The organism is Xanthomonas sp. NCPPB 2632, assembly GCF_041228075.2.
Classification (GTDB): Bacteria; Pseudomonadota; Gammaproteobacteria; order Xanthomonadales; family Rhodanobacteraceae; genus Luteibacter.
Window position 1 is genome coordinate 532,594 of sequence record NZ_CM192979.1, and the last position, 20,428, is coordinate 553,021.

Genomic DNA, 20,428 nt, shown 5'->3' on the forward strand with positions numbered 1-20,428 from the left:
GATGCCTACGCAGACACCGCTACCCGGCCTGATCGAAGCCATGGCCAGTGCCGTCATCGACGCCCAGGATCGCATCGAAAAAAGGCAGATGGCCTACCTGGGCGACTATTTCGACGAGGACAACCGGCCCAAGAGCATCGTGATCCGCATGCCGTCCATGCGTCCGGATGCGACAGAAGACGACGAAGACCTCTACCGCGCGCCGCTGCTTCCCCTGGTGTCCACGAACCTGCTACGCATCAAGGATGTCGAGATCAGCTTCGATGTCGATATCGGCAGCCTCACCGATGCCGCCGCGGATGCCGTGTCGGAAGGGGACACCATCAAGGACGCGCTCGCCTGGGGTCGGCGTGGCGAGCGCAAGCGTCCCACCGTGCATGTCGACACCACTATTCGTTCCAGCGAGCACACATCCGGCTCGGTGCACGTGGTGATGCGTGTGGAGGGTACCGATCCCACGGAGGGCACGGCGCGCCTCATGAACCACCTGGCACAGACCCAGGGCGTGTTCCAGACGTTCAGGTACGAGGAGTGACTGCACCCGCGTACCGGACCGTGATGCACATGGCGTGTGTCACGTCGTAAACCACAGAAAAGGAGTTTCATATGACCGAAATGGTCAACATCGCCCAGCAATTCCAGGGCCTGCCGATGGGGGATCTCATCGGTGCGCCGCTCGGCGCCGCCTGCGATGCGCAGATCAAGCTCGCGCAGGCCACGGCGGACTTCATCCGCACCGTGGGTTTCCAGAAGAGCGCCGACGGTACCTCGGAAGAAACACGTACCGCGGCGTTTCGCTTCAAGCGGCCGGTGGTCAATCCCGACGGCACCAGCGGCGAGGAGGAAGTATCGATGGACGTGCCGCTGCTCTCCATCGTCAAGGTACCCAACCTTGCGGTGAGCACGGTGGACATCACGTTCGACATGGAAGTGAAGTCGTCCTTCTCGGAAACCAACGAGAAGAAGAAAAACGCCGATTTCAGCGTGGAGACGGGGTTCAAGATCGGTGCTTTCTCGCTGAACGCCAAGGTGGCCGGGTCGGTGTCCTCGCACATGCAGAATACGCGTTCGTCGGACAACTCGGCCAAGTACCACCTCAATGTTAAAGCCGAGGACAAGGGCATGCCTGAAGGCCTGGCACGCGTGATGGACATCATGCAGACCGCGTGCGAGCCGCGGGTCAGGAGCCTGACTCCGCCCGCCACCGAGCCGAAACAGGAAGCCGCCGTCGCCTGACGGTGACGTGGCGACCGCGGCGCAGGGACGCGTCGCGGTCCAAGACGCGAAGGAGCAAGCATGTTCGATCTATCCGACGTCCGCTTCGTCAAGCGCATCGTCGTTGGCAGCAACAACCCGAGCCAGATGAGCACCGAGGACCAGGTGGAAGAGGCGAGGGCGCTGTTGAATCGCTGTCTGAGCGAGTCGCCCAAGGGGAGCATCGTGGGCCTGGAAAAGAGTTTCACCATCCTGCAGATCGGCGAGCACCAGGTCGTGTTGCAGTGGATCTGCTATCACGTCGGTTTTACGCGCAAGCCCGTGTGGCTCGGCGACGAAAAGTAAATCAAAAAAGGAGGGAGGCGACCTATGTCGATATCAACCAAGGGGCGCATTGCGATGGCAATCGTCGCCGGTCTGTTCGTTTTCGATGCCGGCGCATCGGCGCCGCCAATCGCTAACGGCACCGTATGGGCAGGCGTGGCGAACAGCGCGAAGGGCAAGACCATGCATGTAGTGGCGGGGTTCGAAGGCGACTCGGTATCGATGCGTTTCGGCGAGCCGGCGGCCTGCCGCATCGTTGCCGCCGCGCTGGACGCGCGTGCGGATGTCCATACCTATCGCTTCAAGGTGTCGCAGAACGGCGGTGCGTTCTGCAGGCAACTCTATCCCGGCGAGCTGACGCTTACGTCCTTGTCGACGGGATCGATCGGCGTGCGCTTCGATCGTGGCGAGATGGCGTGGAGCGGCACGCTGGAACGTGTCGGGGACCCATGAGGAGACGATGATGAGCATGGAAGGCATCGCAAGTCTGTGGTTGCTCATGGCCGCGGTGGGGGGCGCGATCATGCCCGTGGCGTTGTACGGCGGCAAGTCGCAGGGAAGGGCCATCGTCCGTGTGGTTTGCGGCTCGATGCTTGCCGTGTTTCTTTCCCCTGCGCTGCACAAGCAGTACCTGCCCGATGCCGACCTCGATCTCAAGGCGGCCGTGGCATTCCTCGTCGGCTGCTTCGGTCTCAACGTGACGATCCTCGCGCAGAAGCTGCTGGATCAATACGGCGAAGCCGCGGCTAGCCGGTTTCTCGGTGGCATCTTCAAGGGAGCAGACAAGTGATCGTGGCACTCATTCTCATCAACCTCATCTCGTGTTGCCTGATCGCGATCAGTGCCTTGTGGCTGGTTACCGATAGCACCAAGGCGAGAGGGGCACGGATCTGCTGCGGCATCATCTGCTGCGGTTCCCTGGTCAACGTGAACGCGTTGTGGGTGGCCTTCGCCAACATGCAACCCAGCCATCCCATGACGTGGCCGACCGAAGCCGTGCTCAATGTCGGGGCTGCGGTACTGCTCGGGCGCTGGGCTCTCAAGGGTTGGCTGGCACGCGCCACGGAGATCGAAACCGTGCCCTGAGTGTGAAGAGACTCCAGCTGTGAGCGTATTCGGCAGCCGTCCCGTGGCCACCGGAAGCGTTGAGGGACAGTGGACGCGTCGGTCGTGGATGTCCCGCGACCGACGCGTTCATCAATCCCCCAGAGGAGTCATCCATGCACAGCCATGTCCGTTCCACCCTTGCCGCTCTCGTGGTCGCCACGCTCGGTCTTGGCCTCGCCCATGCACAAAACCAGGCGCCCGCCGCATCGTCGGGCCTGGGCCAGTCCTGGCCTGGCACCACTGACGTCAGCCTGAGTCCGAACTACCACGTCTACGTGTTCCAGCGCGGGACCACGCGCTACATCCAGGTCAACGACACCACGGGCAAGGTACGGGGTGCCGTGGCCCGCACTCCCTATGCGCTGCTCGGTACACCGGTCGGCTCGGATGCCACGAACGTGGCGACGCCGGACGAGCCGCTTCCGGTCGCCGCGAGCACATCCGGCGAGACGGTCTACAAGGATGAGACGGTGCAGGTATTCATCGCACCGCAGGCCGATGGAACCGTACGGTTGATGGCGGCCCAGGCGGACTGCAAGAACGCATCGGAGTGCACGTCCAAGGGCCCGTAACGATCAGGGGCGGTTTCAGCCCGTACGCGAACCCGCCCCCTGAATAGCCGGAACGTGGCTCGCCGCCATTCGGCGAGCCACTCGCACGCCGAACAGCAGGGCGGTCGACAGCACGAAGGCAATCACCACCTGCGCACGGATCATCGACGGGTCCTGCAGTTCGAACGAAGTACTGGCCATGGCGGCGCTGGCCAGCAACCCCGTGATGGCCGTGCCGTGCCAGCCATGGCGCAGGGTGAGCGCGAGGACGGGAACGGCCATGGCGATACGTGCCACCTGGAGCCAGGCGCCTTCCGTCAGCGAGGCGGCCACCATGGCGCCGACCAGGCATGGCACGGTGATCAACACCATGTCGCGCATGAGCGGGCTGGTTATCGCGTCGCGCCAGTTCACCTTGTGTCCGGCATCGATCAGCCGCTCGCGCAGAGCGAGGATCGTAGGGGTCAGCGCCAGCGCACCCAGGTAGCATCCCAGCAGCCAGGCCAGCACGATCTGGGCGGTGAGATCGGGAGGGGGCGAACCGTCGCCCGGCTTCACGGTCAGGTAGGCCACGATGTTGCCGGCGGTCACCGAAAGCGAACAGAGCAGCGTAGCGGCCAGGATCATGCCCATGTTGATCCTGCCGTCGGCGCGAAGCAGGGACGCCCGCCGCTGCACCCAGATCACGGCGGGCATGCACATGACGATCGGAGGAAACGAGTTGAGCACGGCCCACATCACGCCCAGCATGGAGGCGTGCAGTGCCGACATCTCGGCGATCGGCAGGAACTCGCCGACCGCCAGGGCCGGCCAGAAACGACGGGGCACCAGCAGAAGGCACGCCAGGCGCAGGCCGGCCGGGAGCATCCAGTGCGAGAACGAGACATTGCGGGTGAGCTCGTAGCAGGCCGCGTATGCGCCCGCCACGGCGATGCTACGCCCCCAGTCCAACGGATCCGTGTTGTTTACTCTCACATCCGCCCCCCACCAGCCTCCCGATTGGATCGATCGAAGTCGCCGGAAGCGGCACTTTCCACGATCCACGGTTCTAGTCTGAAGGGTTATCGGCGCCGTCGCTATCGAATGGAGCAAAATTTGACAAATTTGCCGATTCGGCACGCGGAACGCACCCATCGCTACACTCAGCCCATGACCGACGATGCGCATTTCACCCATGGATTGGCCGGCGACCAGCAGGTTCCGGACTGGCCCCCCCTGGCTGCGGACGAGGTCTCGTCGGTATTGGCAGGCTATCCCGCGCTGGGCGCCACGGGCAACATCCTGTGGCACAGCCCGCGTCCGCTGTCCGCGGCGGCCCGGGTCGCCACGGCGGGTGGCGAGGTCTTCGTCAAGCGGCATCACCGGCGGGTACGTGACGTCCCATCGCTGAGCGAGGAACACCGCTTTGCCGCGCATGTGCGTGAACGGGGCATGCCCGTGCCGGCGGTGCTGGCCGACGCCTCGGGTCGCTCCGCCGTCGAGCGGGGCGACTGGGTCTACGAGGTGCACCGGTGCGCCGTCGGCACGGACGTCTACCGCGAGGCGTTCTCGTGGTCGCCCATCGGCGGGATCGCGCACGCAAGGGTCGCCGGCGCCATGCTCGCCCGCCTGCACCTTGCCGCCGAGGGCTTCGACGCGCCCCAGCGCGGCACGCACCTGCTGGTGGCCCGCGCGGATATCCTCGGCGCAAAGGATGCGCTGGGCACGCTGGCGGACCAGCTGCCGGTGCGGCCGGCACTGGCCGCCTATCTGCACGAACGCGACTGGCGCAGCGAGATCGCGGCGGCCGTCCAGCCCTGGCAGGCGCGAGCCGCCGCCGGCGTCGCCCGCCAGGCGCCCCTGTGGACGCACGGCGACTGGCACGTCTCCAACCTGTGCTGGAGCGCCGCCGGCGACGCGGCTCGGATCACCGACGTGCTGGACTTCGGCCTCTGCGCATGCACCTTCGCCCTGTTCGACCTGGCCACCGCCATCGAGCGCAATGCCATCGCCTGGCTCGAACTGGGGCAGGGACCCATCGCTCGCACCGACCTGGCGCTAGCCCTGGTGGACGGCTATCGCTCGGTGCGTCCACTGACCGACGACGACCTCGGTGTCCTCACCGACGTACTGCCCGTGGTGCACGTCGATTTCGCGCTGTCCGAAGTGGAGTATTTCGAGGGCGTCACCCGCCGCCGCGACCATGCCGACGTGGCCTACCGCACGTTCCTCCTCGGTCATGCGTACTGGTTCGCCAGCGCTGAAGGGCAGGCGCTGCTCCACACCCTGCGCCACGCCGGTCGTGCTTTCGTGGTTCAATAGGCGTTCTAGAAGCGGGGGTGCCGGGCGAATGCCGGGCTGAGAGAGTCCCTTGGAACCTGACCCGGTTAGTACCGGCGTAGGGAGCTTGCTGCACCACGGACGTCCTTGCGGGCGGCGCGGTGCGCCGTCGCTTCGTTCCTGCCTGCGAAGACGACAATGACCCTTTCCCGCACCAGCCTTGCCCTCGCCCTGATCGCGCTCGCCCCGTCGGCATGGGCGACCGACGACACCGCGCCGCCCGCGCAGGCGCGTACGTTGCCCACCGTCGATGTGCACGCCAACACCGCGGACGGGTATCGCGCGGCGGATTCGCAGCTGGATACGTTCGGCAGCTTCGGCAGTGCCACGCTGCACGACACGCCGGCGGCCATCACCGTCATCACCCGCGCGCAGATCGACGATCGCCAGCCGCGCTCGCTGAGCGAGCTGGTCCGCGGCGACGCCGCCATCAACGATAACTACGCGCCGGCCGGTTACTACCAGGACGTATCCATCCGCGGGTTTCCGCTGGACCTTGCCACGGGCTTCCGCTTCAACGGCATGATCATGTCGGCGGAGCAGTTGCAGGCGCTGGAAGGCAAGGAGCGCGTGGAAGTGCTGAAGGGCCTGGGCGGTCTGGAGGCCGGCGTCGTCGAGCCGGGTGGGCTGATCAACTATGTGAGCAAGCGTCCGGCCGAGGTGCACACGCTGACGCTGGGCACCGATTCGCATGGCTCCGCGTACCAGGCACTCGACCTGGGCACATGGTTGACGCCCACGTTTGGCGTGCGCGTCAACGCCGCCAACGAAAAGACCCACGGCGTCATCGAGCATACCGATGCCCGGCGCAGTTTCATCTCGATCGGCGCGGACTGGAAGATCGGCGACCGGGCCACGCTGCTGCTGGATACCGACTACCAGACCAGCGGCGGGCGCTCGGCCTCCGGTTACCAGTTGCTCGGCGGCACCGCTATCCCGCCGCACCCGCATCGCACGCGCCTGCTCGGTTACCAGCCATGGCAGCGCCCGGTCGGCATCCATTCGAGCAACACCTCGCTTCGCTTCAACTACCGGTTCAGCGACACCTGGAACGCACAGGTGTCGGCGGGACACAGCCATACGGTGATCGACGACAACGTGGCCTTCGCCTACGGCTGTTTCTATGCCGCGTCGTGCGCCTCGGGCGCCACACCGGGTTATTTCTTCGCGCCCAATGGCGACTACGACGTTTACGATTTCCGCAGCCCCGACGACACGCGGCAGAACGATGAAGTGCGCGGTGTGGTCACGGGCAGCTTTGCCACCGGGACGCTGGACCACGAGGTGAACCTGGGTGCCACGGCGTTCCGGCGTACCGTCGACCAGCGTCCCTACGTCTACGACTATGTGGGTACGGCCAACATCGACGATCCGGCGGTGCCGGTGTTCGACCCCTCGCCGAACCAGCCCGGCGCGTCGGTGCGCCGACTGACCAGCTGGCAGCGCACGCTGTTCGCCATCGATCGTGTGCACCTGGGTGAGCAGTGGCAGATGCTGGCCGGCGCGCGCCTGGTGCGGCTGGACGAACGAGCCTACGACAGTGCCGGCGCCCTGGAACGCGCGACCCGCCAGACCAAGACGCTGCCGCAGGCCGCCGTGTTGTGGCAGCCCACCGCACCCTTGACCACTTACCTGAGCTACGGCGAAGGTCTTTCGCTGGGTCGCGAGGCCCCCTACTGGACCTCCAACGGCGGCACGACGCTGGCACCTTTGCATTCCCGCCAGGCGGAAGCGGGCATCAAGTACGCGGTGAACGATGCGCTCGACCTGCAGGCCGCGCTCTATCGCGTCCGTCAGTCGTACCAGTTCGCGCGCCCGGATGGCACGGCGGAAGGCTTCACCTTCGTGCAGCAGGGGCAGGAGGTCCACACGGGCATCGAGATGAACCTTGCCGGCCGTGTCACCGATCGCCTGCGGATCACTGCCAGCGCCAATGTCATCCGCGCGCGCGCGGAAAACACCGGCGCACCCACGTATGAAGATCACCAGGTGGTCAACGTGCCGCGGTGGCGCACCGCTGTGTACGCCGATTACAGCCTGCCCTTCGCGCCCGGGCTCGCCGTTCTCGGTGGCTGGCGGTATGCCAGCAGCAACGTGGCCACGCCCGACGGTTCCACCCGGGTGCCGGCATACCATGTGGTCGACGCCGGTTTACGGTATGTCACCGCCGTGGGTGGCCATGCGATGACCTGGCGGCTCAATGTCGACAACGTCTTCAACCGGTTCTACTGGCGCGACACGGGCACGTCCGGTGGCGATGCCTACCTGTTCCCCGGCCTGCCGCGCCTCGCGCGCCTGTCGGTGACCTATGAGCTTTGAGTTGTCCGGCTTCGAAGTGGCCGCCGCCGTGGTCAGCGCGGTGGCCGTGTGGCTGACCGCGCGACGCCATCCCTGGTGTTGGCCCGTGGGCCTGGTGTCGGTGGTCGCCTACGCGTGGATCTTCATCGACGCGAAGTTGTACTCGGACACCCTCCTGCAGGTGATCTTCGCCGCGTTGATCCTCTACGGCTGGCATCGCTGGCGGCGTCACCTGGACGACGACGGTCATGTGCGCGTGGCCGCGCTGGAAAGTCGCCGTGCCGCGTTGCACCTGGCGGTGGGCACGGCGGCCGCGCTCGCGCTCGGCTACGCCATGCACCGCTGGACGGATGCGTCGCTGCCCTGGCTGGACGCCGGGCTGACCGCTTTCAGCCTCGTCGCCCAGTGGTGGCAGGCGCGTCGGCACGTGGCCGCCTGGTGGCTGTGGATCGGGGTGGACGTGATCTACGTCGGCGAATACATGTACAAGGCGTTACCCGTCACGGCGGTGCTCTATGCCGCGTTCGTGGTGCTGGCCGTGCTGGGTCTGCGCGCGTGGCGCCGCGAGCCCGCGGTCGGCCCGGCGTCGGCGACCTGAGCCGCCTCAGAGCTTGGGAATGCGAATGCGGCTGACCATCAGCGCACCGGATACGGCGAACATGAGCGACAGCGGATGCAACGTCAGCGTGGCCAGTCGCACGCTGCCCAGCCACATCGCGTCGTGCAGCGCGCCGGCGCCGGCCGCGGCGCAGAGCACCGCCACCAGCAGGATCGAGGTGGGGATGGGCGTGCCCTCGAAGTGGGTGACCTTGCCCTCGTCGTTGGCCAGGCCTTCCGCGGTGACGTTGTAACGGGCCAGGCGCGAGACGCCGCAGCAGACGAACATCAGCAGGATGGCGCGATCAAGGCCGCCCTGCATGCCGCAGCCGTAGCCGATGACGGCGGGCGCGACGCCGAAGGAGATCACGTCGGCCAGGGAGTCCAGCTCACGGCCGAGCAGCGAGGCCCGTTGGCGCCAGCGGGCGATACGCCCGTCGAGCACGTCGAACACCAGCGCCAGCAGCACCAGGCCGCACGCCATGTAGAGGTGCCACACACCGCCTTCCTGAAGGTAAGTCATCGTCGAGAACAGTGCACCCACGCCGCTGGCCGCGTTGCCGAGCGTGAACCAGTCGGCCAGCGCGAAGTCGCGGATCATGGAAAACGGTCGCGGTTTCGGGTTCATCGGCGGGCTCGGGTGGGACGGGGCGCCAGTCTACAAGGCTCGGCGGTCGGTACGGCGTGCATGGGCAACGCGAAGCCGCCCGATTTTTCAGAATCCTTCCATAGTCCGGCGCGGTATCGGCGGGCATGATGTTGCTGTCGCCGCCGGTGGCGCGGTGTGGCTCAAGGATTTGAGCCCGGCCGCCACCGGCGAACGTCAGCGGCCGGGCGTGGGACGCGTCCCGGCCGCTTCTTCCTTCAGTGCCTGGGCGATGCACCCCAGTCGTTCGGGCCAAACTTCAGGTGAAGCACCGCGTGCGTGCTGTCGTCACCCGGTGGCTTGTAATCCAGCGAGGTGCAGCCCGTCGCCAGCTGGCGACGCGCCGCGGTCACCATCGCCTTGCTCATCTGCGTGGCGTACGTCGGTCCACCCGGTCGGGACATCGCAATGGCGATGCCGAAGCCATCCGGGCTCACCCCGTCGGTGAAATCCGCCGGAGCGCGCTGGCCGCTGGGCAGCGCCACGATATCCATCTTCCGCCCGCAGCCGCCGACACTGACGATGTCCACGCCATTGAGCAGGCTGCCGATGAATCCGTCCGCACGTTCGGCCAGCGAGTCGACCGCCTCCACCGTCGTGCTCAGCCGGATCTTGATGTAGTAAAGCTTGCGATAGAACAGGTAGGCGCGCGAGGTGAGCATGTCCTGCTGCGCATCGAACACGATCGGCAGGAAGCGGCCCTGGAGTTTCCTGCCGCCGCCCAGCATGGCTGTGTACGGAGCTTCGTCGCCCCACCACACGTTCCGGTAGATTTCCTGGCGCTCGGCATAGGCTACCGACTCGCGAAAATCGTCGGCGGCCTGCTTGAGCATTTTCGTCGTGTCGCCTTCACCCGCGGGATAGATGAACACATCGGCGATGATCCAGTCGGCGTCGTCGAGGTGATAACGCAGCGATACGCCGGCGGCGATATCGCCCTCGTCCGCGTAATTCTTCACCGCCGTGAGGCTGGCGCCCGGGAGGCGCTTGAGCGCGACGATCCATGTGTCGTCGACGACGCCACGATGGCTCTGTGCGTCGGGAAACACCATCGGCGGCGCCACGGGCGCATCCTGCGCCATCACACCGGATGCGCTTGCCAGCCCGAGCACTACGGGAAACGCCTTCCACCGCCACATCGTCAAACCAACCCCTGAAAAGAAGTACCCGATCCCCGTGCGTGCACTATAGCCATCCGCCGGGCTCAACGGGAGCGGGTGGACGCACGCAGACGCCGACGAAGGAACGCCAGCGTCAAGGTCTCCAGCTTGCGCGATGCGTGGGCCCCGGTCGGCGGCACATGCCGGTGCAATTCGCCGTCGAGCCACCCCGCGAACACCTCCGGGTGGATGTATGAGGCGCGGCAGACCGCCGGTGTGTTGCCCAGGACCGCCGCCACCTGCTTCACGGCGCCGGCGAGGGTGGCACGCAGCGCCGTTTCGCCACCCTTTTCGGGATGCGGCGTGCCGGCCAGCGTGGCTACCGCGTTCACCGTGCCGCCCCAGGTGCGGAAATCCTTGGCGGTGAACTCGCCGCCGGTCACCTCGCGCAGGTAATCGTTGACCATGCCCGAATCGATGGGCTGCCGGTGCCCGTCATCGTCCAGGTACTGGAACAGCCGCTGCCCCGGCAGTTCCTGCACGCGGCGCACCGCCTTGACCAGGCGCGGATCGTCCAGCTGCACGTCGCGCCACTGTCCGCTCTTGCCACGGAAATGGAAGTCGATACGGCCGCGGTGCACGGCGACATGGCGCGACAGCAAGGTGGTCAGGCCGAAGGATTTGTTCTGCTTGGCGTAGACATCGTTGCCGATGCGGATCATCGTTTCCTCGAGCAGGCTGACGATCAGCGCCAGCACTTTCTCCCGGGGCAGGCCGGGCAACGCCAGGTCCTTGCGTAGCCGCCGCCGCAGCGTGGGCAACACCTTGCCGAATTCCAGGATGCGCTCGAACTTGCCGCGGTCGCGCATGTTGCGCCATTCCACGTGGTACCGATACTGTTTGCGCGCCCGCGCGTCACGTCCGGTGGCCTGCAGGTGGCCACGCTCGTCCGGGCAGATCCATACGCGGCTATAGGCCGGCGGAATGGCCAGGGAGCGAATCCGGGTGAGCACCTGCTCGTCGGTGATCCGTTTGCCTTTCGCGTCCAGGTAGGCGAAGGCACGGCCACGCTTGCATCGCGTGATGCCCTGGTCGGTATCGCAGACGTAGACGAGGCCCGCCGCTTTCGCGTGGGCCTGTTCGGCGGAGACGACCACGAGGGCGTCGGAGGGCGGCTTTCGGGACATGGCCGGAGTGTGATCCGGCGGCCGATCAAGGCCCGGTGAACGCGGCGTCAGCCCACGCGGCAGAACACCGCCTTGAGGTAGCGGTTCTCCGGCACGTTGCTCGCTACCGGGTGATCCGCGCCGGCGCCATCCACGTGAAGGACCTGGATATCACGGCCCGCGTTGAGGGCCACGCGCCGGATCATCTCCAGGAAGTCGTCCTCGCCGACCAGGCCGGTGCACGAGCAGGTCAGCAGGATGCCGCCGGGGGCCAGCACATCCAGCGCCGTGCGGTTCATGGCGAAGTACTTCTTCAGTGCGTTGACCACCTGGTTGCGGTCGCGGGTGAGCTTGGGCGGATCCAGCACGATGGCGTCCCAGGTGTCGCCCCGGGCGATCGCGGCGCGCAGCCATTCGAACACGTCGCCCTGCTCGAAGCTGGCCTCGACACCGTTCATGCGGGCGTTCTCGCGGGCCACCTCGAGGATGGCGGCGTCCGCATCGACGCCGATGGCCGAATGTGCGCCGGCCTTCATCGCGTGTACGGCGAAGCCGCCAGCGTTACAACACAGGTCCAGCACGCGACGACCCTGGGCCAGCCGGGCGAAGCGCAGCCGGTTGTCGCGCTGGTCGGCGAAAAAGCCGGTCTTGTGGCCCAGCCCGGGCGCCGCGTGGAACGACAGGCCGTGCTCCTTCACGTCGACCGCGGCGGGCGCGTCGTTGGAGCGCACGTCGAAGGATTCCTGGCGCTGCACGTGCTGTTCGGCGAACCAGTACAGCGAGGCGCCGGGGAAGTGCTTCTGCAGTTCGGCGTGGACGACCTCGCGGAAGCGCCACATGCCGGCCGCGAAGTACTCGACCACGAGATGGTCCGCGTAGCGGTCGACCACGAGGCCCGACAGGCCGTCGCCCTCGCTGTGCACCACGCGCCAGGCGTCGCTCACCTCGTCCAGGCGCAGCAGCTCGCGCCGCAGTTCCACCGCGCGCGCGATGCGCGCGGCGATCCAGCTTTCGTCCACGGGCTGGTCGGGATCGGTGGTGAGCAGGCGCAGGGCGACGCGCGCATGCCCGTTCCAGAAGCCGCGGCCGACGAAGCGGCCCTTGGCGTCGTGCACGTCGACGACGGTGCCGGGCGGCAGGCGATCGTCGGGCTTGACGATCTGGGCGGACCAGACCCACGGGTGGCCGGGCAGGCGGTCGGTCTTGAGGCGGATGACGGGCAGCGAGGACGTGTTCATCCGCCCATGATAGCGGGGATGCCGCGGTTCAGCGGCCGATACGAAGCACCAGCCAGGAAACCAGTGCCAGCACGTTGATGCCCAGGTGCGCGGCCGAGGGCCCGCCGAGCGCCAGCAGCCAGCCGTGCTCGGCGATGGCCCAGTCGAAGCCGAGATGCGGCGAGCGCTGCAAGGTCAGCGATACATTGGCGAACGCGCCGCTGGACAGCGCGTAGCTGAACACCGGCGTGGCCACCAGCGGCGCCTGCAGGAACTGCGCCCAGATGGACATCGAGGTGCCACGCCCGTCGTTGCTGGCCAGCAGCACGCCCGCCACGAGGATGAAGCCGAACAGCAGCACGCCCAGCACGGCGACGATGGCATCCACGCCGCTGAAGCGGCCGTTGAGCAAGCGCTCGAACTGGTGGACCAGGCCGAACAGGCCGCCGGCGATCTCGAACACGGCGATGACACGGGTGAAGAAGGAATTCAAAGGCGGTCTCCACGAAAACGGGGGGTACAAGGGCAGGAACGAAAAGGCGGGCGGGTATCAGAGGTCGTCGGCGATGTCGTGCAGGTCGGCGATGTGCTGTTCCCACCAGCGCGGCTCGGCCGCGAACGGAAACGCGGCGGGGAACGCAGGATCGTGCCAGCGCTCGGCGATCCATCCGGCGTAGTGCACCTGGCGCATCGCGCGCAGGGCCGGCACCAGCGCCAGCTCGGTGGGGTCGAAGTCGCGAAACTGGCCGTAGCCCTCGAGCAGGGCATCCATCATGGCGTCGTCGCCGGCAAGCATCCACAGGTCCTGCACGGCAGGCCCCATGCGTGCGTCGTCCAGGTCGACGAAGTGCGGTCCCGCGTCGGTCCACAGCACGTTGCCGGGGTGGCAGTCGCCATGCAGGCGGATGCGGCGCACGGGGCCCACCGCCTCGATGCGGTTCGCCACGGCCTCCGCGACACGCTCGGCGGCATGGCGATAGGCGTCGAACAGATGGGCGGGCAACAGATCCGAGCCCAGCGTGGCCCGCACCGGCGCGTCGATCATCGTCGCCCGGTCCAGCGTGCCACGGGCGCGGAACGGCTCGCGTGCGCCGAGGGCATGCATGCGGGCGAGCAGCCGGCCCAGCCACATGAGCTGGTCGGGCGATTCCAGCGAAGGCGCCCGCCCGCCGCGGCGTGGATACACCGCGTAGCGGTAACCGGCATGGACCAGCATGCTGCGACCGTCGAACACCAGCGGGTCCACCATCGGCAGTTCCGCCCCAGCCAGCTCGCGGGCGAAGGCATGTTCCTCCTCGATGGCCGCATCGGTCCAGCGGCCCGGACGATAGAACTTCACCACTACGAAACCGCCGTCTTCCAGTCCCACCTGGAAGACGCGGTTCTCGTAGCTGTTCAGCGTGAGCAGCCGGCCATCACTCCAGCGGCCGGTGGCATCCACGGCCGCGAGCACCACATCGGGCGAGAGGGCGGCGTAAGGCGCGCCTTCGCTCACGAGCGCAGGTTTCCCGGCGCGCCGCCGCGCGCCGCGACCACGGCCATGGTCAGGCGTGACAGGCAGACCAGCTTGCCGTCCTCGTCCTCGATGCGGATCTCCCACACCTGCGTGGTCCGGCCCAGGTGCGCCGCACGCGCCGTACCGGTCACCAGGCCACCGCGCACGCCGCGGATATGGTTGGCGTTGATGTCAAGGCCAACCGCCACCTGCTTCTCGACGTCCAGCGTCAGCAGGGCCGCCGAACTGCCCAGCGTCTCGGCCAGCACCACCGACGCGCCGCCGTGCAGCAGGCCGAACGGTTGCTGCGTGCGGTGGTCCACCGGCATCGTGCCCCGCAGCCAGTCGTCGCCCGATCCGATGAAACGGATGTCGAGGGTTTCCATCATCGTGCCGCGGCTCCAGCCGTTGAGTCGGTCGAGGTCGACAGGGTCTTTCCAGATGGCCATATGCTGTGTCGTCCCATGGGCAAGCTGTCATTGTCCTACAATGTGCGGGTGCCCACCGTAACCCTGACCACGTCCGGCAAGCGCTTCGACGCCGAAACCGACGAAACCGTGCTCGAAGCCGCGCAGCGTGCGGGCATCGCCTTGCCGTACTCGTGCCGTGGCGGTGTCTGTGGCAGTTGCAAGGCCACTCTCGTCGAGGGCGATTGCGGCTACCCGCACCATCCGCCCGTGGCCTTGTCCGCCTCGGAGAGCGAGCAACACGCCATCCTGTTGTGCCAGGCGGTGCCGCGTGGCGACATCGCCATCCGCGTGCGCGAGATCGCGTCGGTGGAGGACATTCCCCACCGGCGGCTGGACACGACGGTGGCCGAGCGGCGCATGCTCGCCCCCGATGTCGTGGGCATCTGGCTGAAGCCCGTGGACGGCCAGCGCCTGAACTGGCTGCCCGGCCAGTACCTCGATGTCATCCTGACGGACGGCAAGCATCGTCCGTTCTCGATCGCCAGCGGTCCGCGCCGCGATGGCCTGATCGAACTACACGTGCGCCACGTGCCGGGTGGCGGATTCACGTCGTGGGTTTACGAGTCGTTGCAGACGGGGGATCGCCTGGCCATCGAGGCACCGCTGGGTACCTTCGTGCCGCGGGAGGATGCCGAGCGTCCGATGCTGTTCATGGCGGGTGGCACTGGCTTCGCGCCGGTGAAGGCCATCGTCGAGCACTTCATCGCGCTGGGCACGCGTCGCCCGATGCACGTGTACTGGGGCGCGCGTATCGCGGCCGACCTCTACCTGCGCGACCTGGCCCGCTCCTGGGCGGACAAGGTGCCCAACCTGACCTTCACGCCGGTGCTTTCCGATGCCGATGAGGCGCGGGCCGGCGGCATGCGCGAGGGCCTGGTGCACGAGGCGCTGCTGGCCGACCATCCGGACCTGGCCGACGTGGACCTCTACATGAGCGGCCCGCCGCCGATGATCGCCGCCGGGCGGCAGCGATTCGTCGAAGCGGGCTTGCCGGAAGACCGGCTGTATTTCGATTCGTTCGACCTGGCGCCCGACGTGCTGGATGCGATCCTGCGCAATCGGGCCGGCATCCACGGCCTTTAATACGGGAGCGCCGGGGTTACCGGCGTTCGCCGGAGCTTCTAGCGTTTGCCCTTGGCCGTGGGCAGCTGTGCGGCCTGCCAGGCGTAGGTGCCGCCCTCCAGCACGAACACGCGGGCGAAGCCGGCCTTGATCAGGCGGTTGGCGGCCTTGCCCACGCCACGGCCGTCCTTGTCGATCAGCACGACCGGCATCTCCCTGGCCTTGCTGAGGTCTTTCTGCGTTTCCGGATCGAACTGGCTCATGGCCACGTTCTTCGCACCGGGCACGTGCGCTTTCTCGAAGTCCGCGCTGGCGGAGAGGTCGATGATGAGCGGGGTGTCGCGGTTGATGAGCTGGGTGAGCCCGGCCGGCGTCAGGCTTTTCCACTTGCGGAAGAGGCGGGACACCTCACCGCCGATCAGCACGGCCAGGATGACCACGAACAGCGCCACCAGGGCGGTATGGTTGCTCACGAACTCGGGCAACTTGTGCAGTACGTCGTTCATCGGGTCTTCCGCGTGCCAACAGGGCTAAACGGTCGATTATAGCGGCTTCAGTGCACCGTGAAGTCCGGCAGCCCGGTCATCAGTCGCCATTTGCCCTTCTCGCGGTCGTAATGCCAGCGCTGGCGGTCCACGATGCTGCGCTCCGCCTGCGTGTTGATGTTCACCACGCTGATCTGGACCACCTGCACCACCTCGTCTTCGCCGTCAGGGCGCGGGCCGCCGCCCTCGTCGTAGCCGGTGACGCGCAACTGGGCCAGGCGACCCTGCTCGATCGAGCTGAGCGGATGTTCTTCCGTGTAGGTCGGGTCGATGTAGACCTGGGCGCCGGTGAAATCGCCCCAGCGGATCGAGCCGGCATAGTTCTGCAGGGTCGTGGTCAGCGCCTGGTTGCGCTTGTCCGTGGCGCAGCCGGCGAGGCTGAGCAGGGCGAAGCACAGGGCGGGCAGGGCGAGTCGGCGCATGGCGAGGTCCTTCGGGGCGTCGGCCGGCATTATGCCCGGCGTTTGGCTACGAAGCGTGCGTCCATGCTGGCCAGCGGCTTGCCGTCGTCGCCCGGCACGATGCAGGTGAAGTCCGCGCGGGCGCGGCCCTTGCCGTCCAGCATGGCGAAGAACGACGTCCAGCGCGCGCCGGGCGCCAGCCGGGCCTCGGCGCGCAGATCGGTCCAGACCGGGTCGAGGTAGCGCACCGTCGAATCGGCCACGAACACGTCGCAGTCGCTGCCACGTCGGCGCAGCATGGTCTCGACCAGGCTCCAGCAGGCCAGGGTCATCAGGGTGACCAGGCTGCCGCCGAAGGCGCAGGCCTTGTCGTTGATGTTGGGGGCCAGGGGCGCGGTCATGACCAGACGCTCGCCATCGAACTCGGCAAGACGCACCTGCATGGCCTGCGCGAGGGGGATGCCGTCGAGGATGAAGCGCTCGAGAAGGGCGAGGTCGTGGGTTGTCGAGGTCATAAGCGGCCAAGTCTACGAGGCGAGGCAAACCGTTCGCATCCGTATGGCGACCCAACCTTCGGCATTGGTGCAGCCGACCCCATGTTCCTATGCTCCCGTATCACTTGCCGGATGCCCCTCGTGAGCCGTACCCAGCCGCTTCGCAACGTCACGGTCGTCATCACCCGCCCCGCCGGCACTGCGGGGCCGATGAGCCGGCGTGTGCGCAAGCTGGGCGGTATTCCCGTCAGCGTGCCGGGTCTTTCCCTGCGCGCCACCGAAGACGCCAGCGCCGTCGATGCGGAACTGCGCCGGGCGCTGGAGGGCGACGTGCTGGTGTTCACCAGCCCGGCCGCCGTGCGCTTCGCCGCCGATGTCCTGCCTCTCGCCACGCGTGCGGTGGTCATCGCGGTGGGTCGCGGCACGGCCCGCGCCCTGCGCACCGCCAACCTGCCGGACGCCCGGTTTCCCGAGGCCTCGCAGAACAGCGAGGGCGTGCTGGGCCTGCCCGAGCTGGCCGACATCCAGGGCCGGCGGGTGGCCCTGATCGGCGCGCCGGGCGGGCGCGGGGTGCTGCGTGAACAGCTGGCGGCACGAGGTGCCCGGCTCAGCGAGATCCATGTCTACCATCGTGTGGCACCGCGGCTGGATCGCCGCCACATCGATCCCCTGCTGAAACTCACCCGGCGCTCGGCGGTGCTGCTGTCCAGTGCCGAAGCCCTGGATCACCTGCATCGTGCGCTGATCGCACCGGCATGGCGCCGGCTGGTCCAGGCCGTGGCCGTGGTCAGCAGCGAACGCCTGCGCGATGTCGCCATGGCGGTGGGCTTCGAGCGCGTGGTGGTGGCCGATTCGGCCATGCCGTCGGATCTCCTCGCCGCGGCCAGCCAGGTGTCGTTCACGCGCCGTTGAGGGATGTAGTCCGTGCGTTGGCGTATGGCCTGCTAGCATGCGCCCCATGACGACCGAGACCCCACCGAGCGATTCCGTTCCGGCGCAGCCCGCCCCGGCCGCCGTGCCCCCGACCGCGCGCGCCACGCGTGCGCCCCACCCGGCGCCACGTCGCGGCGGCGGCGCGCTGGCGATAGCGATCCTGTTCTCGCTGGCCGCGCTGGGCGCCGCCGGTTATGCAGGCTGGACCGTCTGGACCATGCGCCAGGATATCGGCGCCGCCAATGGCCTGCGGGGCCAGGTCGACACGCTGCAAGCCGCGGTGGACGGCCTGCGCGACGACAACGCCAACCTCCGGCGCCGCGTCGGCGATACCGATGGCGTGAACCGCTCCGCGCGCGAAGCGATCCAGGGCGTGTCCGAGCGTACGAAAAATCTTGAGGATGCGGTCGCCAACCTGTCCGAGCGCAGCCTCAGCGGCCATGACGCGATGTTGCTCGATGAAACCGAATCGCTGCTGCGCATGGCGAAGGAACGCTTCGCCCTGTTCGGTGATGCCAACGCTGCGCTGGCGGCCTACGACCTCGCCGACACGACGCTGGCCGCGGTGAACGATGCCGCGTTCTCCACGGTGCGCCAGAGTCTGTCCGCCGAGCGCCAGGCACTGAATGGCATCGCGCCGCCGGCGCGGGCCAGCGACCTGGCGACGCTGGCCGACCTGCGCGCCCAGCTGCCCACGTTGCCGCTGAGGAACAGCGATGCGCCGGCCGATGCCACCCAGGATCGTGGTTTCTGGCAGCGTGCCGGCGATGCCCTCGGCAGCATCGTCAAGGTCAGCCATGACGACGGTACGCCACTGGGGCTGGCGGATGATCGCATCGCCCGCGAACTGGCGGCGCTGGATGTCGCCAACGCCGAAGCGGCGGTGCTGGCGTATGACGACACCGGCCGGCAGGCTGCCCTGAAGCGGGTGGACGCCACGCTGTCGGCACGTTTCGACACGGCATCGCCTGCCGTGCAGGCCGCCCGGTCGCGGGTGGCTGCGCTGCTCGCCAGCCAGGCGAAGGGTAATGCGCCCAAGCTTGGCGCCGCGCTGACCGAACTGCGCAGCCTGCGCTCGGTGCACGCCCTCAAGGGTGGCGACACCGCCGCGCCGGCCCATGCCGCCAGTGCATCGGCGCCCGCCGCGACAGCGACTCCGGTGGCCCCGGCCTCGACGCCCCCTGCCGCGCCCGCGCCCGCCACGTCGGCGGCGTCCGCCCCGAAGGCCACGCCATGAAGCTCTGGCGCTGGATCGTCGGTCTGATTCTCGTCGCGGCCATCGCCGCGTTCGCGTGGCACTGGGTGGCGGACGATCCGGGTTACGTGCTCATCCACCTGCGCGGCACGAATGTGCAGATGACCGTGGTCACGGCCGTGGCCATCCTCCTGCTGGCCTGGGCCGCCATCACGCTGCTGGTCGCCCTGATCCGCTGGCCGTTCGGCGCCATGACGCGGCGCCATCGCCACCTGAGTCGCCGCCGCCTGTCGGACGGGCTGGTCTCGCTGGTCGAAGGCCGTCACGGCGAAGCCGAGCGCGACCTCAACCGCGCGGCGCGTTATCCCTCCGTGCGTGGGCCGGCCCTGCTGGCTGCCGCCGAAGCGGCGGAGCGGCACGGTGAATCCACGCGCGCCCTTGAGACACTGGACCAGGCCGCGCAGGAAACGCCCCGCGCGGCGCGTGTGCTGCGCGCACGCCTGCTGCGTCGCGCGGGTCGTGCATCGGAAGCGGCGGCCTTGCTGGCGCCCGAAGCCGACAGCGGCGCGCTGACACCCGCGGGCTGGATCGAGTTCGCCGAGGCGTCGCTGGAAACGGGCGAAACGCGTAACGCCGTGAGGGCCATCGAGCCGCTGCAAAAAAGCAGTGAACTGGGCCCCCGCGCCATGGCCGAACTCGAGTCGCGCGTCGTGGCCGCGTACATCGCCGGCACGCCCGACGGCGCCTCGTTGTCCGCGGCGTGGTCGCAACTGCCGAAGGGCCAGCGCCGCCTTCCCGCGGTGGTCGACGCGTATGCGCGGCACGCCGCACGGCATGGCCAGACCATGGCCGCGATGGACGAGATCGAAACCGCGCTGCGTCGCGAATGGTCGCCGACCCTCGTGGCGACGTACGGCGGCATGGGCGCCGAAGACATCGACCAGCGCCTGCGCAAGGCGGAAGCCTGGATCGACACGCATCCCAACGATGCCGCCTTGCTGACGGCCGTGGGCCGCATGTGCGTGCGCGTGCGCCTGTGGGGCAAGGCCAGGCCGTATCTCGAGCGGGCGCTTGCCATCGCGCCCAGTGCCGATGCCTGGGAGGCCCTGGGCGACGTGTACGTGGGCGAGGATCACGCCGACATCGCCCAGCGTTGCTATCGCAATGCCCTGGCGCTGGCACGTGGCGAGGCCACCGAAGCCTTGCCCGAGGTTCGCTCGCGTCGCATCGATACCCGCGTAACGGCCGTGGAAGAGCGCGACCAGCACGGCGTGCCGCGCCTGTCGCCCTGAG

Annotated in this window: 25 protein-coding genes and 1 riboswitch; of the genes, 14 read left to right on the top strand and 11 right to left on the bottom strand. The window is 67.8% G+C overall.

The features are described 5' to 3' along the window. The first annotated feature begins 1 nt into the window (after position 1). The 7 genes from AB8808_RS02325 to AB8808_RS02355 all read left to right on the top strand — a co-directional run bounded on the left by AB8808_RS02325 (position 2) and on the right by AB8808_RS02355 (position 3,218). The gene (locus AB8808_RS02325; RefSeq protein ID WP_369926408.1) at positions 2 to 535 is read left to right on the top strand and encodes a DUF2589 domain-containing protein; all 534 of its coding nucleotides are present in this window, start codon (positions 2 to 4) and stop codon (positions 533 to 535) included. Between the two features lie 71 nt (positions 536 to 606). Further along, positions 607 to 1,236: a DUF2589 domain-containing protein gene (locus AB8808_RS02330; protein ID WP_369926409.1), complete on the top strand. Its 630-nt coding sequence runs from the start codon at positions 607 to 609 to the stop codon at positions 1,234 to 1,236. Between the two features lie 60 nt (positions 1,237 to 1,296). Beyond that, positions 1,297 to 1,560, top strand: a complete 264-nt coding sequence (locus AB8808_RS02335; protein ID WP_369926411.1) for a hypothetical protein — start codon at positions 1,297 to 1,299, stop codon at positions 1,558 to 1,560. 54 nt (positions 1,561 to 1,614) lie between these two features. Beyond that, the gene (locus tag AB8808_RS02340) at positions 1,615 to 1,992 is read left to right on the top strand and encodes a hypothetical protein (protein ID WP_369926416.1); all 378 of its coding nucleotides are present in this window, start codon (positions 1,615 to 1,617) and stop codon (positions 1,990 to 1,992) included. Between the two features lie 10 nt (positions 1,993 to 2,002). Then, positions 2,003 to 2,329: a hypothetical protein gene (locus AB8808_RS02345; RefSeq protein WP_369926418.1), complete on the top strand. Its 327-nt coding sequence runs from the start codon at positions 2,003 to 2,005 to the stop codon at positions 2,327 to 2,329. 2 nt (positions 2,330 to 2,331) lie between these two features. After that, positions 2,332 to 2,625: a hypothetical protein gene (locus AB8808_RS02350; RefSeq protein WP_369926419.1), complete on the top strand. Its 294-nt coding sequence runs from the start codon at positions 2,332 to 2,334 to the stop codon at positions 2,623 to 2,625. A gap of 134 nt (positions 2,626 to 2,759) precedes the next feature. Further along, entirely contained in the window at positions 2,760 to 3,218 is a 459-nt protein-coding gene (locus tag AB8808_RS02355; protein WP_369926421.1) for a hypothetical protein, read from the top strand. Positions 3,219 to 3,233: 15 nt separating this feature from the next. On the opposite strand, the gene AB8808_RS02360 is transcribed toward AB8808_RS02355, so the two are convergent. Further along, positions 3,234 to 4,124, bottom strand: a complete 891-nt coding sequence (locus AB8808_RS02360) for an MASE1 domain-containing protein (RefSeq protein WP_369926423.1) — start codon at positions 4,122 to 4,124, stop codon at positions 3,234 to 3,236. Between the two features lie 222 nt (positions 4,125 to 4,346). Here AB8808_RS02360 and AB8808_RS02365 point away from each other — a divergent pair, with 222 nt between their 5' ends. The 3 genes from AB8808_RS02365 (at position 4,347) to pnuC (ending at position 8,412) form a co-directional block, all read left to right on the top strand. Beyond that, positions 4,347 to 5,498, top strand: coding sequence for a phosphotransferase enzyme family protein (locus AB8808_RS02365; RefSeq protein WP_369926425.1), 1,152 nt, complete (start codon positions 4,347 to 4,349; stop codon positions 5,496 to 5,498). A gap of 3 nt (positions 5,499 to 5,501) precedes the next feature. After that, positions 5,502 to 5,598, top strand: a riboswitch (TPP riboswitch). 56 nt (positions 5,599 to 5,654) lie between these two features. Then, positions 5,655 to 7,835: a TonB-dependent siderophore receptor gene (locus AB8808_RS02370; protein ID WP_369926427.1), complete on the top strand. Its 2,181-nt coding sequence runs from the start codon at positions 5,655 to 5,657 to the stop codon at positions 7,833 to 7,835. Then, on the top strand, positions 7,825 to 8,412 hold the full coding sequence (gene pnuC, locus AB8808_RS02375; RefSeq protein WP_369926429.1) for a nicotinamide riboside transporter PnuC: 588 nt from the start codon (positions 7,825 to 7,827) through the stop codon (positions 8,410 to 8,412). The genes AB8808_RS02370 and pnuC overlap by 11 nt, the downstream gene beginning before the upstream one ends. Before the next feature lie 6 nt (positions 8,413 to 8,418). Here the strand turns inward: pnuC and pssA are convergent, their stop codons facing one another. The 7 genes from pssA to AB8808_RS02410 all read right to left on the bottom strand — a co-directional run bounded on the left by pssA (position 8,419) and on the right by AB8808_RS02410 (position 14,484). After that, positions 8,419 to 9,039, bottom strand: coding sequence for a CDP-diacylglycerol--serine O-phosphatidyltransferase (gene pssA, locus AB8808_RS02380; RefSeq protein ID WP_369926431.1), 621 nt, complete (start codon positions 9,037 to 9,039; stop codon positions 8,419 to 8,421). A gap of 236 nt (positions 9,040 to 9,275) precedes the next feature. Next, a complete protein-coding gene (locus tag AB8808_RS02385) occupies positions 9,276 to 10,196 on the bottom strand; it encodes a hypothetical protein (protein ID WP_369926433.1) in 921 nt (306 codons plus the stop codon). Positions 10,197 to 10,261: 65 nt separating this feature from the next. After that, positions 10,262 to 11,344 (bottom strand): DNA topoisomerase IB, encoded by a 1,083-nt coding sequence (locus AB8808_RS02390; protein ID WP_369926435.1) that lies wholly within the window; start codon positions 11,342 to 11,344, stop codon positions 10,262 to 10,264. Positions 11,345 to 11,391: 47 nt separating this feature from the next. After that, positions 11,392 to 12,561, bottom strand: a complete 1,170-nt coding sequence (locus AB8808_RS02395; RefSeq protein ID WP_369926437.1) for a class I SAM-dependent rRNA methyltransferase — start codon at positions 12,559 to 12,561, stop codon at positions 11,392 to 11,394. A gap of 28 nt (positions 12,562 to 12,589) precedes the next feature. Then, complete coding sequence (locus AB8808_RS02400; protein WP_369926439.1) at positions 12,590 to 13,033, bottom strand: hypothetical protein; 444 nt, start codon at positions 13,031 to 13,033, stop codon at positions 12,590 to 12,592. A 57-nt stretch (positions 13,034 to 13,090) separates the two neighbouring features. Beyond that, positions 13,091 to 14,035, bottom strand: a complete 945-nt coding sequence (locus AB8808_RS02405) for a serine/threonine protein kinase (protein WP_369926440.1) — start codon at positions 14,033 to 14,035, stop codon at positions 13,091 to 13,093. Further along, on the bottom strand, positions 14,032 to 14,484 hold the full coding sequence (locus AB8808_RS02410) for a hotdog fold thioesterase (protein ID WP_369926442.1): 453 nt from the start codon (positions 14,482 to 14,484) through the stop codon (positions 14,032 to 14,034). The genes AB8808_RS02405 and AB8808_RS02410 overlap by 4 nt, the downstream gene beginning before the upstream one ends. Positions 14,485 to 14,499: 15 nt before the next feature. Here AB8808_RS02410 and AB8808_RS02415 point away from each other — a divergent pair, with 15 nt between their 5' ends. Beyond that, on the top strand, positions 14,500 to 15,588 hold the full coding sequence (locus tag AB8808_RS02415) for a 2Fe-2S iron-sulfur cluster-binding protein (protein ID WP_369926444.1): 1,089 nt from the start codon (positions 14,500 to 14,502) through the stop codon (positions 15,586 to 15,588). Between the two features lie 38 nt (positions 15,589 to 15,626). Here the strand turns inward: AB8808_RS02415 and AB8808_RS02420 are convergent, their stop codons facing one another. Genes AB8808_RS02420 through AB8808_RS02430 form a run of 3 tightly spaced genes read right to left on the bottom strand, consistent with a single transcriptional unit; the run spans position 15,627 to position 17,028 of the window. Then, a complete protein-coding gene (locus tag AB8808_RS02420; protein ID WP_036137970.1) occupies positions 15,627 to 16,073 on the bottom strand; it encodes a rhodanese-like domain-containing protein in 447 nt (148 codons plus the stop codon). Between the two features lie 47 nt (positions 16,074 to 16,120). After that, entirely contained in the window at positions 16,121 to 16,534 is a 414-nt protein-coding gene (locus AB8808_RS02425) for a YgdI/YgdR family lipoprotein (RefSeq protein WP_369926446.1), read from the bottom strand. 29 nt (positions 16,535 to 16,563) lie between these two features. Continuing rightward, positions 16,564 to 17,028, bottom strand: coding sequence for a YiiD C-terminal domain-containing protein (locus AB8808_RS02430; RefSeq protein ID WP_036137968.1), 465 nt, complete (start codon positions 17,026 to 17,028; stop codon positions 16,564 to 16,566). A gap of 111 nt (positions 17,029 to 17,139) precedes the next feature. Between AB8808_RS02430 and AB8808_RS02435 the strand changes: the two genes are divergently transcribed. Genes AB8808_RS02435 through AB8808_RS02445 form a run of 3 tightly spaced genes read left to right on the top strand, consistent with a single transcriptional unit; the run spans position 17,140 to position 20,427 of the window. Further along, on the top strand, positions 17,140 to 17,919 hold the full coding sequence (locus tag AB8808_RS02435; protein WP_369926448.1) for a uroporphyrinogen-III synthase: 780 nt from the start codon (positions 17,140 to 17,142) through the stop codon (positions 17,917 to 17,919). A 46-nt stretch (positions 17,920 to 17,965) separates the two neighbouring features. Beyond that, positions 17,966 to 19,177, top strand: coding sequence for a uroporphyrinogen-III C-methyltransferase (locus tag AB8808_RS02440; protein ID WP_369926450.1), 1,212 nt, complete (start codon positions 17,966 to 17,968; stop codon positions 19,175 to 19,177). Beyond that, positions 19,174 to 20,427, top strand: a complete 1,254-nt coding sequence (locus AB8808_RS02445) for a heme biosynthesis protein HemY (RefSeq protein WP_369926452.1) — start codon at positions 19,174 to 19,176, stop codon at positions 20,425 to 20,427. Before AB8808_RS02440 ends, AB8808_RS02445 begins: the two co-directional genes overlap by 4 nt. Position 20,428 lies beyond the last annotated feature (1 nt).